Annotated in this window: 13 protein-coding genes; 9 read left to right on the top strand and 4 right to left on the bottom strand. The window is 51.0% G+C overall.

Going from position 1 to position 13,879, the window contains the following annotated elements; all coding sequences use genetic code 11:
* Positions 1–304: 304 nt before the first annotated feature.
* On the bottom strand, positions 305–1,333 hold the full coding sequence (locus AC0MA3_RS06625) for a copper amine oxidase N-terminal domain-containing protein (RefSeq protein ID WP_474655583.1): 1,029 nt from the start codon (positions 1,331–1,333) through the stop codon (positions 305–307).
* Positions 1,334–1,483: 150 nt separating this feature from the next.
* Between AC0MA3_RS06625 and AC0MA3_RS06620 the strand changes: the two genes are divergently transcribed.
* From AC0MA3_RS06620 to AC0MA3_RS06585, 8 genes are all read left to right on the top strand, one after another.
* The gene (locus AC0MA3_RS06620; protein ID WP_474655582.1) at positions 1,484–2,197 is read left to right on the top strand and encodes an HAD family hydrolase; all 714 of its coding nucleotides are present in this window, start codon (positions 1,484–1,486) and stop codon (positions 2,195–2,197) included.
* A 93-nt stretch (positions 2,198–2,290) separates the two neighbouring features.
* Entirely contained in the window at positions 2,291–3,394 is a 1,104-nt protein-coding gene (locus AC0MA3_RS06615) for an MBL fold metallo-hydrolase (protein WP_474655581.1), read from the top strand.
* A gap of 71 nt (positions 3,395–3,465) precedes the next feature.
* Positions 3,466–3,744 carry a hypothetical protein gene (locus AC0MA3_RS06610; protein ID WP_474655580.1) on the top strand — a complete coding sequence of 93 codons (279 nt, stop codon included), beginning with the start codon at positions 3,466–3,468 and terminating at the stop codon, positions 3,742–3,744.
* A gap of 258 nt (positions 3,745–4,002) precedes the next feature.
* Positions 4,003–4,203, top strand: a complete 201-nt coding sequence (locus AC0MA3_RS06605; RefSeq protein ID WP_019914790.1) for a cold-shock protein — start codon at positions 4,003–4,005, stop codon at positions 4,201–4,203.
* A gap of 135 nt (positions 4,204–4,338) precedes the next feature.
* Positions 4,339–4,569: a cold-shock protein gene (locus AC0MA3_RS06600; RefSeq protein WP_219215299.1), complete on the top strand. Its 231-nt coding sequence runs from the start codon at positions 4,339–4,341 to the stop codon at positions 4,567–4,569.
* A 327-nt stretch (positions 4,570–4,896) separates the two neighbouring features.
* A complete protein-coding gene (locus AC0MA3_RS06595; RefSeq protein ID WP_474655737.1) occupies positions 4,897–6,612 on the top strand; it encodes a cache domain-containing sensor histidine kinase in 1,716 nt (571 codons plus the stop codon).
* On the top strand, positions 6,587–7,396 hold the full coding sequence (locus AC0MA3_RS06590) for a response regulator transcription factor (protein WP_379156677.1): 810 nt from the start codon (positions 6,587–6,589) through the stop codon (positions 7,394–7,396). The genes AC0MA3_RS06595 and AC0MA3_RS06590 overlap by 26 nt, the downstream gene beginning before the upstream one ends.
* Positions 7,397–7,508: 112 nt before the next feature.
* Positions 7,509–8,858, top strand: a complete 1,350-nt coding sequence (locus AC0MA3_RS06585) for an extracellular solute-binding protein (RefSeq protein WP_474655579.1) — start codon at positions 7,509–7,511, stop codon at positions 8,856–8,858.
* Between the two features lie 119 nt (positions 8,859–8,977).
* On the opposite strand, the gene AC0MA3_RS06580 is transcribed toward AC0MA3_RS06585, so the two are convergent.
* The gene (locus AC0MA3_RS06580) at positions 8,978–10,426 is read right to left on the bottom strand and encodes an MATE family efflux transporter (protein WP_474655578.1); all 1,449 of its coding nucleotides are present in this window, start codon (positions 10,424–10,426) and stop codon (positions 8,978–8,980) included.
* Between the two features lie 231 nt (positions 10,427–10,657).
* Here AC0MA3_RS06580 and AC0MA3_RS06575 point away from each other — a divergent pair, with 231 nt between their 5' ends.
* Positions 10,658–11,794, top strand: a complete 1,137-nt coding sequence (locus AC0MA3_RS06575) for an NADH-dependent flavin oxidoreductase (protein WP_474655577.1) — start codon at positions 10,658–10,660, stop codon at positions 11,792–11,794.
* A gap of 130 nt (positions 11,795–11,924) precedes the next feature.
* Here the strand turns inward: AC0MA3_RS06575 and pepT are convergent, their stop codons facing one another.
* Together pepT and AC0MA3_RS06565 are read right to left on the bottom strand one after the other, a co-directional pair.
* A complete protein-coding gene (gene pepT, locus AC0MA3_RS06570) occupies positions 11,925–13,157 on the bottom strand; it encodes a peptidase T (protein ID WP_474655576.1) in 1,233 nt (410 codons plus the stop codon).
* A 40-nt stretch (positions 13,158–13,197) separates the two neighbouring features.
* On the bottom strand, positions 13,198–13,875 hold the full coding sequence (locus tag AC0MA3_RS06565; protein WP_474655575.1) for a sortase: 678 nt from the start codon (positions 13,873–13,875) through the stop codon (positions 13,198–13,200).
* Positions 13,876–13,879: the final 4 nt, after the last annotated feature.

The following is a 13,879-nucleotide window of genomic DNA, read 5'->3' as shown; positions in this document are numbered from 1 at the left end:
AACGTGTATTCCGAAAGGTAGTTGATTTCACCCATGTACTATCTGAAAGGCAAGAACAAATCGAGATGGCGTCGATTGTTAACCGGAAAAGTACCCTAGCCTCTGGAACCTGGCATAAACAAACATTCACTTCTCACCTTTTGAAGACTCTGCGGGCTGCCCGCCGGGTCTTCGTTGCTTTAGTACACAGAATAGATGATTTATCGGTACTATCAAAAAAACCGCGCTCCTGTATATTACAGGTTTCGCGGTTTTTTTGTAGCCATAGCAGGTATGGCTTCACGCTGTTGTGAGTGCGGACAACTCAATGTATTTCTGTCTCCATGACTACCTTCAGGGCCGTGCCTATTGGAGGCAGGCTGCGGGTCAGAGCAGGGCTATAGAATCCGATAACCTTGGATCCCTGGACCAGAAGGGAGGGAGACACAGCCTCTCCGTCTTCATTGATGACGAGAGTGTTCTCTGTCAGACGCAGCACAACCTCATTTTGCGATTTCTCGCTCAGTGCGCTGCCGCGGATACGGATGCTGACGGTACCATCTTCGGTATCGACTTGTTGGATTGTACCCGCCGTGCCAAGAAGTTCGTCTTGTAATTCTGCGTCCAGTACGGTGATCCGGTAGGCCGGAGTTTGCGGAGGAAGGCTGCGGGTGGAGATAAGGGAGTGCTGGGCCTCAATCGTCATGCCGATGCGTAGATCGCTAAAGGCCAGTTCCGAGCCGTCTTTGCGGAAGAGCTGGGTATCCTTGCCTACGTTCAGAACGATTCCCTCTGTACCGGTTCCCCGGATATGCACGGACTGATAGTTGTCCGCTTGGGTGATGGAAGTGATCACACCAGTCTCGCTGATACTATCTGCTGCCGGGCGGATCAGAATCTGCTGTCCTTCCACGGTAATCACCTGACGCAACACTTTGTTTATAAAAGAGGCGGGGACATACAGCCTGCCCTGCTTTGTTTGCGGCGCTGTACCGAGTGTAGTGTACATTTTATTGATAACATAGCGGTCTTCGCCGCTTTTTACTGTGGTGAAAATATTACCCTTATTCAGTTCTACAGCTTTTGTCTGCGCATTCCAGGCAACCGTGAAGCCAAGCCCGTCAGCAACAGCACGAAGAGGAACCAGCGGCTCTTTGCTGCCGGAGGGTTGGTAACCGGACTCCGAAAGAACAGTCCCGCTCAGGGATATGGAGAATATAGCAGCCGCAGCAGAGGATGCCTTTACGGCGCTGTAATTTGCGGATGAAGAACTTGGGGCGGCAGAGACCCCTCCACTTGTAAGTGCGAGTGACAAGGTTAGCAGGATAGTGCTTGTTTTTAGAATAGTGTTCATGGTATTTGCTCCTTTGGTTCAGATTCTCTGGTGCCGGGTCTGTTAACCTCTAAACGCCAGGGTATGGGATTTTGTTGCATAAGTTCCATATCCGTTTAGAATGAAAATATTAACAATAGCTGCAACAGAGACACTTAGGAGGAATCAATTATGTATCAGACATATATTTTTGATCTGTACGGCACACTGATCGACATTGAGACAGACGAGGAGCAGCCCGGAGTCTGGGAGCGGCTCGCGCTCCATTACGGTTATCATGGCCTGACGATTACTGGAGTGGAGCTGCAGCAGCGGTTTCTGCTGGAAAGGGACCGTCAGCTGGCGGCTGCTGTACAGCACTGTGAATATCCCGATTTTGTGATGGAGGAGGTCTTCCGCGAGGTGGCCCGTGCTTTGGGCGGGAACCCTGGACAAGCCTGGCTGCACGAAACTGTAAGATGGCTGCGTACCTTATCCATGATTAAGATCTCCCTGTATGACGGGGCTCAGGAAATCCTGCGGCACTTGGGAACGCGGGGCAAGAGGGTCTTCCTGCTCTCCAATGGTCAGAAAACCTTCATTGAAGCAGAACTGACCATGCTGGGTATTCTGCATTTATTCGATGGGGTGGCGATATCCTCGGAGGCAGGCATCAGCAAGCCTGATCCGCTGTTCTACCGCTATTTGACGGAGAAGTACGGGGCAGATCTAAGCTCAGCGGTCATGATTGGCAATGATCCGCGTACAGACATGGCAGGTGCGGCGGCAGTGGGGATTGATTCCTGCTTCATTCGTACAGCTTCCTCTCCGGTTGATATCCCCGTACAGAGCACGGTTCAAATCCAGGATGGTGATTTGCGCAAAATCCCTGGCTGGAACCTGTAGCTTGCAGAGCCGCCGCCGGCACATTTGCTCCCGGTTCCGGCCGGATTTATAATATGCCTAAGATCTTAATATGCCGGAGAGAAGGGCTGGACCATGACCTTAATTATCATTGCTATTGTCCTTGTGGCGCTGGCCGTATTGGCTTACTTAACAATGGCCTTTTATCCTGCCTTTGGCCGCAGAGCCTCTGGGAAGGAAAAGCAGACCATCCGCCAATCACCGAATTACAAGGACGGGAAATTCGTCTATCCGGCTCCTACCGTGATGATGGAAAACAGTGCTGGAAACGGCTTATCCATACTTAAGGATTTCATCAAAGGTAATCCCCGCTCGAGGCCCAAGCAGCCCCTGATCCCGGAAAGGCTAATGCCCGGCTCGATTCAGGAGGCCGGGGACACCCGGGTGACCTGGTTTGGGCATTCTGCCGTGCTGCTGGAGATGGATGGAGTGACACTCTTCCTTGACCCTATGCTGGGGCGCTCGCCATCTCCTTTTCCATTGGTGGGTGGCAGGCGATACAGCAAGCAACTGCCAGCCGAGATTTCGGAGCTGCCCCGTATCGATGCCGTGCTGCTCTCCCATGACCATTACGACCACCTCGACTATGGCACGATCAAACAGTTGAAGGACAAGGTGGGCATGTTCATTGTGCCGCTTGGCGTCGGCGCCCACCTGCAGCGCTGGGGGGTGAGCCGTGAGAAAATCCGTGAGCAGGACTGGTGGGATGAGTTCCAGTATGCCGGGCTTACGCTGACAAGCGCTCCGGCACGGCATTTCTCCGGGCGCAGCCTGCTGGACCGCAATACCACACTCTGGTGCTCCTGGATTATCCGGGGGGTAGAGACGAAGATCTTCTTCAGCGGCGACAGCGGCTATGGCCCGCACTTTGCCGAGATCGGAGAGAAGTATGGACCCTTTGATCTGACGCTGATGGAATGCGGCCAATATGATCCGCGGTGGGCGGATATTCATATGCTCCCGGAACAGACGGTCCAGGCGCATCTGGATGTGCGCGGTGCCCTGATGATTCCGATTCATTGGGGGGCATTTACCCTGTCGATGCATGACTGGACTGATCCTGTGGAGCGGGTGTTCGCAGCGGCGAAGGCACAGGGTGTACGTCTGGCTACACCGCGCATTGGTGAGCCGGTCTATACCGGTTCTGCGGATGTTCCCGCACTGACATGGTGGAAGTAAGAGGCGATACAGAGTATGGACATGTGGTACAATAGCTGTGCATAAATGCAAGGGGAGCTGACAATACGAACATGAGTGATCAAGTGAATGAACAGGAACTGTTGGAGGTATTAGCTGCGCAGACCAAAGTCGATTCCAAGCTGATTCAGCTGGTGCTGAAACATGAGCTGGCCTTTATCAACAAAGCCAAAGCGAATTCTAAAGGTGAGGTAGATATCGATAACGATGATCTGGTGGATTATATTGTCGCCCAGCGCGATGTGAAGCTGGATGAACTGACTGTAGAGAGTATCCTCGATGCGGAAATGGATTATTTAATGGATAAAGGGCTGGCCGGATACATCGACTAACCCTTGTAGCTGCCGGGTCCATGGCCTTTGCAGGGACTCAGGACCCGGCAGGATATTTTTATTTTTAACGATTCCTTTGCTTTTGAAGAATGAATGTGATACAATAAATTCAAACATAAAGTTTAACCTTAATTCACATATTGTAAAGGGTTATCATTTGTGCTTATGAAGCCTTTTCCAATGTGTGAATTTTTATTTGTTCGTACAATACGTAGGAATAAAAGGACATGTGTTAAATAATATTTTGGAGGTAATATCATGCAAACAGGTACAGTTAAATGGTTCAATGCAGACAAAGGTTTCGGTTTTATCGAGGTTGAAGGCGGAAGCGACGTATTCGTACACTTCTCCGCAATCACTGGCGACGGCTTCAAATCTTTGGACGAAGGCCAACGCGTTGAGTTCAACGTAACTCAAGGCGCTCGTGGACCACAAGCCGAAAACGTTGTAAAACTGTAATTTTGAAATCAAGCTGTCCTTAACTCAAGTTGAGGACAGCTTTTTTTTTTGACAATGAACAAGCCGCTGCAGCCCTGCCATAACGCCCGTTATGGGTGTGGACATCTTCTCAATTCGAACCAAGGAGGGGTACTTATGTATTTTCGAAAAAAAGCGCTGGAGGATCTTCCACAGGAAGACACCGCCATCTGGTCCTGCACCAAAGAGGATTGTACCGGATGGATGCGCGATAACTTTGCCTTTCAATATGTACCTACCTGCTGGCAATGCAACTCTCCAATGACTAGAAGCATGAAGATACTGCCTATGCTTGTGAACACGAATTTTGACATGAAGGCGATCAAGAAGGGCATTACCATTACGTAATCTGCCGCTTCAGGAAGCCGGTCAATCCACTTAGATAGTATAAAGAAGATCATTTAGCAGTCGGTTCCTTTTGAGGAGCGGGCTATTTTTTTGTCTGAATGGATGGACAACCAGATAAGCCCCTAACTGAACCCTGGTAAGTGAAATTGCGTTGGTTTTTTCTGGTGCGTTTGGCAGAAGGGCGACAAATGTGCTTGACAATTGGCGAAACTTTTGGAGAATAAGGTTGGAAACGCTATCACCTGAGGGAGGGAATCCTGTGTGTATGGGAAAGTGAAGGAACTGAACACGCTCCGCAATCAAATATTCATTGGGTTTCTGCTGGTGATGCTGGTGATCATTGCGGTGTCCGGGGCGTTTGTGTATAACAGGGTCTCCTATTTGCTGAAAAATAATGCGGAACGGCACATCCAGCAGACTGCGGTGCAAGCGAACGGAAGGCTGGATGCGCTGATCGATCAGATCGACAGCCTGACGGAGCAGGTGGCGAACCATCCGACAGTTCAGCAGCTGCTGAATGATGAGCTGAACGGCAAATCCGTGTCTTTTAATCAGCGTCAGTCTCTGCAGCAGATCGTCTCCAGCTACCAGGCCTATATGCCGAGTGTGGGTTCTCTGGAGCTGTATACGGCGGACTACAGGCTGCTGTTCCCGATTAAGGAAGGAAGCCTTAACGCAAGAATCAGCGATCCATACATCACTGAAGCCAATACCCAGAAAGGCAGGCTGGTCTGGATCGGCGTGGATCCAAATGATGAAGGCAGCCTTCTGGCTATCCGCCAGGTCAGCCTGATGGATCGCTGGTTCTCACGGGGTGGCTATTTGATCGCCCGGATCCAGCGCAGCTACTTCCAGCTCAATGATCCGCTGTCCGGCAGTGACGGGGGCGAGTCTGTGCTGCTGGTGAATGACGAGGGCCAACTGCTCGGAGGCAGTGAGGAACCGCAGCCCGAGCTGCTTCCGCTGCTTGCCAGCAAGGACCAGACCGTTAACTTCCAGGGCAAGGAATATGTACAGGTGAAGCTGGGCTCTGATAAGACCGACTGGACACTACTGATACTTACTCCAGTAAGCTATGTTACCAAAGGGATTTCTGTACTAAGAACGGTATTACTGGTTTCGGGCGGGATTGGCACGCTGCTGTTTTTACTGTTGTCTTTTGTGCTGTCCACGATGATTACGAGGCCGATTATACATCTGATTCGCGCGATGCGTAAATCCCGGCTAGGAGTTCTGACCCCTAACTCAGAGACGGTATCCACAATGGAGTTAAGGGAATTGAACTATACGTACAACGGTATGATTGCCAATATGAATGATCTGATCCGTGTGGTCTATGAAAAGGAAGTGCTGCAGAGCCGTACGGAGCTAAAGGCGTTGCAGGCACAGATCAACCCGCATTTCCTGTTCAATACACTCGAGGCCTTCAATTGGTCGCTTGAGGAGAAGGGCGAAGAAGAGCTGGCTGGGCTTATGGTTGCAATGTCCAGACTCTTCCGGTACATTATCGGAAATTCGAACTCCGATGAATGGGTTACCCTCGGGGAAGAAGTAGAGCAGGTTAAGCGTTATCTGAAAATTATGGAGATGCGCATGGGAGACCGCCTGTCGTGGAATATCCAAATTGAACATAGGGAGGCTACCGTACCGGTGCCTAAGCTTCTTATTCAGCCGATCGTCGAGAATGCGATTCTTCACGGAGTGGAGGGACGTGTGGGTAATGGAACCATTGGCGTCATCGTCACCCCCTCTGCACGTGAAGGCTGGACCCGAATATCAATACAAGACGATGGGCCGGGGATGGATTCCGACACGCTGAAGTCCTTATACGCTGCGCTCGAAGGCGGCCCATCCATCTCTTCAAAGGGTACAGGAATAGGTCTGGTAAATGTGCAGCGGCGTCTGAAGCTTTACTATGAAGCGGCAGGGACGGAGATGGAAGGGCTGCACATTGAGAGTAGCCGTTCCGAGGGTACGGTGATTACTTTTGAAATTCCGAACAATGGAGGGCATACATATGAATTTGGGCAATCCGGGCAATAAGACGATTCTGGTTGTGGATGATGAACCGAGGACACGGCAGGGCATCAGGCAAACGCTGGAGGTATGGGCTGCTGGCCGCTATATCATAGAAACGGCTGATAACGGTATTGACGCGCGTGAGCGGCTGCTGAATGGGCGTGTGCATTTGCTGATTACCGATGTCCGAATGCCTGAGGTCAGTGGACTAGACCTGATCCGTTCCATAAAAGAGTTAGCTCGGAAACCGGTCATCATTGTCATATCCGGCTATGCAGAATTTGAATATGTGCAGCAGGCCTTGAGGCTTGGCGCATTCAATTATCTGCTTAAACCACTGGACAAGGTCGAACTGCTGGAGGTAGTGGAGACAGCCCTGAAGCAGGAAGAGGAACAGCAGCGTCATGAGAAGCTGGAGAAGCTGGTTGACCATAAGCTGATGGAGATCGATCCCGATACTGCTGATATGGGTGAACCGGTAAAAGAAGCCCTGGCCTATGTGGAGCAGCATCTGCACGAGCAGCTGACCATGTCCGAAGTAGCCGCCATGATTCATTTGAATGCCAGCTACTTCAGCGTGCTGTTCAAGGAGCAGGCGGGCGTATCGTTCAGCGAATATTTATCACGTATAAGAATTCAGCGTGCCAAGGAGCTGCTGTTACAGACGCGCCTGCCGATTGGAGAGATTGGGGAGCGTGTAGGTTACCGTACGGACAAATATTTTATCAAAGTGTTCAAGTCTCTGGAGGGTGTGAGTCCGAGCCGCTACCGCCAGCAAATGAAGGATGAGCGCAGTGAAATCCAATAAAAGTGGAATAAAAACCAATGAGTGTGATCTTATAGTCTTCCAGCCTCGGTGCTAGAGTGTGTATGATAACGATTACATTCGGTGTGCGACGTAAAGTATGGAGGTTACAGGAATGCCGAGGAACAAAATAACCCAAAGCCTGATATTGACGTCTATGCTGGCATTCGTTCTGTCGGGCTGCGGCTGGGGAGGAAATATAGCTGGGAATCGCAACGAGGCCCAGGTGGATGCTATGGCCTCCGGTGATGCTCCGGCGCAGAAAGTTACCCTTAAAATGATGCATTTATGGCCTGCAGACAGCTCGGCCCAGCAGAATAAACTGGTGGGACAGATTATTGACGATTATCAAAAGGAGCATCCGAACGTCACGATCAAGCAGGAAGTGCTGGAGAATGAGCAGTACAAGAACAAGCTGAAGGTGCTGTCAGCTTCCAACGAGCTGCCGGATGTTGGTATTACGTGGGCGGCAGGCTTCATGGAGCCTTATGTGAAGGCTGGATTATTTGCTCCGCTGGATGATATTCTGGACGGGGAACAGCTGAAGGACAAATTTGTAGCTGGTACTACCGAAGCTTATGTGCTGGACGGCAAGACCTATGCCCTGCCTATCGAGCTGAACATCTCACCTATTTACTATAACAAGGACGTCTTCGCTAGATATAATCTGCGGGTTCCAACCACATATGAGGAATTCAAGCAAATTGTTAGAATACTTTCCTATAACGGGGTAGCTTCAATCGCCTTGGGTAACAAAGACCGCTGGACAGGCTCGTTATGGTACATGTATTTGGCTGACCGGATCGCGGGAAGCGAGGCTCTGAAGAAAGCGACTGATGGGTCAGGGTCATTCGATAACCCGGGATTGATCCAGGCTGCGGCTGAAGTGCAGACCCTGGTGGATATGAATGCTTTTAATAAGGGCTTCAACGGATTATCGAACGAGGAAGGCAAGTCGGAGTTCGTAAATGAAAAAGCGGCTATGTATCTGACAGGAACCTGGGAGCTGCCTAACTTCACCACTAACCCGAATATCCCGCAGGTTTTTAAGGATAATGTTGGGTTCTTTAAGTTCCCTGCTGTGCAGGGAGGAAAGGGAAATATCAACAGCTGGGTGGGCGGACCTGGTGTCGGCCTATTCGTAGCCGAATCCTCCGAGGTGAAGGAAGAAGCCAAGGCTTTCGTCGAATATTTCGTATCCAAATGGGGCCAGGACTCTGTAACCACAGCTGGTGTTATTCCGGCTACTAAAGTGGATACCTCGAATTCGGCGCTGCCCCAGTTGTATGTAGATCTGCTGAACGAGCTCAATCATGCGAGCAGCATCACCTTATTTGCCGATGTGCAGATGAAGCCCAACGCCGCTCAGGTCCACTTGGATATGATTCAGGCGCTGTTCGGCAAGGCAGTTACTCCGGAGGAGTTCGCCGCGAAGCATAAAGAAGCCGTAGAAAAAGGGAATTGAGCAAAACACAATGGGATGTCCCGCAGCCTGAACAAAGGCTTTGCGGGACATCCCATTTTTTTGAAGAAAATCTCATCCGCTCTGAAAAGAACGGGTTGAACCCCTTAGCTACATTCCACTCAGTGTGCCGGTGCGGCGGATGGGATGGCAGGCTCAGCATTTTCGTGTTCAATCAGGCCATGCTTTTCCCATGCCCTGCTCTTCCAGCGGAAATACATGATGACCGCCCGGAGCCATTCATCAAAGGCGGTAGCCAGCCAGACCCCGGCCAGGCCCAGATGCATCTGGAATACCAGTACATAGCCGAGCGGTAGACTGATGCAGACCATTGAGATCAGACCCATATAGACAGGGAACCTCGCATCGCCCGAAGCACGCAGGGAGTTAATGATCACCAGATTGCAGGTCCTCCCTGTCTCCAGGAAGATACTGAGTAGAATCACCTGGGCACCCATGGTGACAATATTCAGGTTTTCCGTGAACAAGCCCATTAGCGGGATACGGAAGAAAATGACGGCAGCATCAATGACCACTGTGACGAGAAGTGCCCACTTCACACTGCTGAACACACGCTTGTAGGCTTCCTCCGGCCGCTTTGCTCCGACGAGGTGGCCTACAATAATCGAGGTACCCATTGATACAGCTACACTGAACAGAAAGATATAGCTGGAGATATTCAAGGCATATTGGCGTGTAGCCATAGCCTCTGCACCCAGATACGTAATATATAAGGTGAAGATCAGCTGGCAGGATTGATAGATCACCGATTCAAACGCGGATGGGATGCCGATTTTGAGGATTTGCATGACATATTTTTTGGAGAGATGAACATAATAAGTCCACTTCACCCGCACCTCCATGATTCTGTAGAGCAGCAGGAAGAAAAGAATCAGGCAGATGAAACGGCTGATTACCGTGGAAATTGCCGCCCCTTGCACACCCAGCGCAGGGAAGCCAAGATGTCCAAAGATCAGCAGATAATTGCCGGCTACGTGAATGAGATTCATCAGCAGGGAGACCATCATGGTCTGCTTGGTGAAACCGTGGGTGCGGATGGTCGTCGCCAGCGCATTCAGCAGCGCCTGCAGGAAAATCCCGCCACCGACAATATGAATATAGACCTTGGCATGTACGAGAATATCCCCTGTGACATTCAGCGCGCCCAGCAGGGTTCCTCCGAAGAGCAGCAAGGCTGTGCTAAGAATAATGCCTACGGCCAGATTTAATGTAATGGCATTCCCGGTGACCTCTGCGGCCTCCTTGGGCTTCTTGGATCCGAGATATTGGGACACGACAATGGCCGCGCCGTTGCCGATTACGCTGAGCACGAGGATAGCCATGGTAATAATCTGATTGGCTGCGCCTACACCGGAAACCGCATTATCCGATACCGAGCTGATCATGAACGTGTCCACACTTCCCATAAGCATAAACAGGAATAGTTCCAAGAATATAGGCCAGGTTAGCTTAATCAAATTAAACTCCTGATGTTTCGTTTGGTTCATTACACACCTTCTTATAGTTATTTCTTGCTGACTTTCAGTTGTAAATAAGGTGTATGTTAGCACAGCTTTTATGAAAATGCAGTATTTTTATAAAAATACTGAAAAGGATCAGCATAAGTTTCTTGGACGGTTCTCCTCAGCAGAACTGTACCAGCGCAATAGTAACTGCAAGGAAAGTATGTTACATAAATGTGCATGCTTTCTTTTTGTGCCCAAGTAGATTACACTAAGTATGAAGCTTACAAAAAGAAATTAAATATTTGGTGTACAACTATATTGGAGGGATTACAGAAGATGTCTAAAAAAGATTATAGTCCACTGCTTGAATCATTCCAGTTCGCAAATGGAATTTCGCTGAAAAACCGTGTAGTCATGGCGCCTATGACCAACTTTTCTTCGAATGAGGATGGGACGGTATCTGGACCGGAGCTTGATTATTATATCCGCCGCTCCAAAGGAGCAGGAATGGTGATCACCGCCTGTGTATACGTATCGCGTGGCGGCAAAGGATTCGCAGGCGAATTCGGCGCTGACCGTGATGAGCTGATTCCAAGCCTGCGCCAGTTGGCGGAAGCCATTAAGGGGGAAGGCGCGAAGGCGGTTCTGCAGATTTTCCACGGCGGACGTCAATGCCCGCCGGAGCAACTGCCTGACGGCCAGCCCGTCAGCGCAAGCAATGTGCCGGCAGAGCTTCCAGGCGGTGGGCATGGACCTGTGCCGCGTGCACTGACAGATGAAGAAGTTGAAGGAATCATCGCTGATTTTGGTGCGGCAACCCGCCGGGCGATCGAAGCCGGATTCGACGGCGTAGAGATTCATGGAGCGAACGGCTATCTGCTTCAGCAATTCTTCTCCCCGCATTCTAACACCCGCGACGACCGCTGGGGCGGAGATGTGCAAGGACGTCTGGCCTTCCCGCTTGCTGTTCTGCGCGCGGTAAAAGGCGCAGTGAACGAACATGCTTCATCGCCGTTTCTTGTAGGATACCGTTTCTCTCCCGAGGAGCCGGAGACACCTGGAATTACAATGGCTGAAACCTTCGAGATGATCGATGCGCTTAAGGAAGAAGGCCTGGATTATCTCCATACTTCGCTGCAGGAGTTCTGGTCGCTGCCGCGGCGTGGAACGGAGGACAGCCGTCCGCGGATTGAACAGCTCGTTGACCGGGCGGGGAGCGGCGTGCCAATGATTGGTGTAGGTTCCCTCTACAGTGCGGATGATGCACTGAAGGCAATGACAAGCGGAATTCAACTGGTGGCTCTGGGCCGTCCGCTGCTGATTGAACCGGACTGGGTTCAGAAGGTTGCTGAAGGCCGCGCCGATGAGATCCGCTTGGAGCTTGATCCCGCTGCCCAAAGCACCCTTGTCATCCCCGATCCGCTGTGGGGTGCTCTGATCCACACCCCCGGCTGGATTCCAACGAAGTCTTAAGAAGGACACCGGCTTATAGAAATTCGTAATTTATCACTGGTAGAAGAAACACAAATCCCCCCGGTCAGGAGCTAATGCTCCAGCCGGGGGGATTTGTGTCATTGGGTATGTACCCGCTGCTCCTAAGCCGTTAGGCTTTCTGCTCAGTCAGTTTGGCGATCTCGACAATGACCTGCACGGCCTTTAGCATGACATCCACAGAGGCATATTCGAATTTACCATGGAAATTCTCGCCGCCAGTGAAAATATTCGGTGTTGGCAGCCCCATATACGAGAGCTGAGAGCCGTCGGTGCCCCCGCGGATCGGGAGGATCACAGGAGTTATGCCTAGGTTCTCCATCGCTTCCTGGGCGATATCGACGATATGGCGCACCGGCTCGATTTTTTCGCGCATATTATAGTACTGATCTTTCATTTCTAGGACTACATTCTCTGCTCCGTAAGTAGACTGGAATTCCTCAACAATCGCAGTGATATGCGCCTTGCGGCTCTCGAAGGATTCACGGTCAAAGTCACGGATAATGTATTGCAGCGTGCTGTGCTCCGCTGTCCCCGACATGGAGATCAGGTGGTAAAAACCTTCATAGCCATCAGTGAATTCTGGCGCTTCGCCGGACGGCAGTCTGAGGTGGAACGCCATGGCGATTTTAGACGAGTGAATCATTTTGCCTTTGGCAGTTCCGGGATGCACGTTCACGCCGTGAAAGCTGATTTTGGCACCGGCAGCATTGAAGCTTTCGTACTCCAGTTCCCCGAGCGGTCCCCCATCCACGGTGTAGGCATGGGAAGCTCCAAAGCGCGCAACATCGAACTTATGCGGCCCGCGTCCAATTTCTTCATCAGGGGTAAATGCAACTCTGATCTTGCCATGCTTGATTTCGGGATGCTCCAGCAGGTAGGCCATGGCGGTCATGATCTCAGCGATTCCCGCTTTGTTGTCCGCCCCGAGCAGTGTGGTGCCATCGGTTGTAATCAGTGTGTGTCCTTTGTATTCAGGCAGCTCCGGGAAGCTCTGTGTGGAGAGGACTACCCCGAGTGCTTCATTCAGGACAATATCCTTGCCGTCGTACTTCTCGATAATCTGAGGCTTCACACCCGCTCCGGTGAAGTCAGTCGCGGTATCCAGATGCGCAAGGAAACCGATGACAGGAACTTCTTTAGCCGTGTTGGTAGGCAGTGTAGCCATGACATAAGCATGCTCGTCCACAGTAATCTCCACAAGACCCAGCTCCTGAAGCTCTGCTACAAGCTTGTGGGCCAGCGCCATCTGCCCGGGTGTGGAAGGACAGGCTTCATTATCCTCATTCGATTGGGTATCCATTTGGGCATACGAAATAAACCGTTCTATCAGCTTTGCTTTCATCCAAAGGTCATCTCCTCTATATCTTCGTATCTCTATAGTATCACTTTCGATACAATGTCTCATCCCTGGATACAGGCTCTTTGCGAAGCAGGGAGGCAGAGAGCAGATAGCGGTCTGGTGCAGGGCCGATATAGCTGAACGGATAGCAGGTGATCAATGTAAGCACAGCTTCGCTGTTTTGCTGCTTGATTACTCCTCTTGCGTCGCCATCTACAATCGTACTGCCTGTAATGCTGTAAATGAATTTTCCATCTTCGGTTTCGACCTCGATAAGATCACCCTTCTTCAAAATGCCCAGCCCCCGGAACACCGTGTCACGGTGGCCGGCCACTACACTGTTGCCAATCGTACCAGGCGGAGCGCTCCCTATATCATGCCCGGCTCCTTTTCTAAGCTGAGGGCGCTGCGTGCCTTCCAGGATGGCAATCCGTTTATCCAGTTTGGGCAGATAGATCTCTCCGATAATCTCCCCCTCCTTGTAGACAGGCTTTGAGGGGCTTGTAGCTTCCGATAGACTGATCATCCCGTCAGGAAGAGGGGTTTCATCATTAGTATGGGATATAATGGGAGCTTCCTCCCTCTTTTTATGCCAATCCTGCAATGCTTGGCGCGCTTCGGCGGGGGCTTTGTAGATTTGGAAGGCCGAATAGAGCATGATGCACAAAGAGAGTATGAAGATCAGCTTCACGGCAAGGATCAGCCCGGAACGCTTCTTCATACTC

This window comes from Paenibacillus sp. LS-5 (assembly GCF_056121505.1).
The sequence above is the reverse complement of the archived record's forward strand: the minus strand, read 5'-3'. Positions and strand labels throughout refer to the sequence as shown.

What these genes read in the sequence shown, in the direction of transcription:
- AC0MA3_RS06590 (WP_379156677.1), top strand. Translation starts at nt 6,587, where the DNA reads ATGAATTTGGGCAATCCGGGCAATAAGACGATTCTGGTTGTGGATGAT.
- pepT (WP_474655576.1), bottom strand. Translation starts at nt 13,157, where the DNA reads ATGAAAGCAAAGCTGATAGAACGGTTTATTTCGTATGCCCAAATGGAT.
- AC0MA3_RS06615 (WP_474655581.1), top strand. Translation starts at nt 2,291, where the DNA reads ATGACCTTAATTATCATTGCTATTGTCCTTGTGGCGCTGGCCGTATTG.
- AC0MA3_RS06595 (WP_474655737.1), top strand. Translation starts at nt 4,897, where the DNA reads ATGCTGGTGATCATTGCGGTGTCCGGGGCGTTTGTGTATAACAGGGTC.
- AC0MA3_RS06565 (WP_474655575.1), bottom strand. Translation starts at nt 13,875, where the DNA reads ATGAAGAAGCGTTCCGGGCTGATCCTTGCCGTGAAGCTGATCTTCATA.
- AC0MA3_RS06605 (WP_019914790.1), top strand. Translation starts at nt 4,003, where the DNA reads ATGCAAACAGGTACAGTTAAATGGTTCAATGCAGACAAAGGTTTCGGT.
- AC0MA3_RS06620 (WP_474655582.1), top strand. Translation starts at nt 1,484, where the DNA reads ATGTATCAGACATATATTTTTGATCTGTACGGCACACTGATCGACATT.
- AC0MA3_RS06625 (WP_474655583.1), bottom strand. Translation starts at nt 1,333, where the DNA reads ATGAACACTATTCTAAAAACAAGCACTATCCTGCTAACCTTGTCACTC.
- AC0MA3_RS06600 (WP_219215299.1), top strand. Translation starts at nt 4,339, where the DNA reads ATGTATTTTCGAAAAAAAGCGCTGGAGGATCTTCCACAGGAAGACACC.
- AC0MA3_RS06585 (WP_474655579.1), top strand. Translation starts at nt 7,509, where the DNA reads ATGCCGAGGAACAAAATAACCCAAAGCCTGATATTGACGTCTATGCTG.
- AC0MA3_RS06610 (WP_474655580.1), top strand. Translation starts at nt 3,466, where the DNA reads ATGAGTGATCAAGTGAATGAACAGGAACTGTTGGAGGTATTAGCTGCG.
- AC0MA3_RS06575 (WP_474655577.1), top strand. Translation starts at nt 10,658, where the DNA reads ATGTCTAAAAAAGATTATAGTCCACTGCTTGAATCATTCCAGTTCGCA.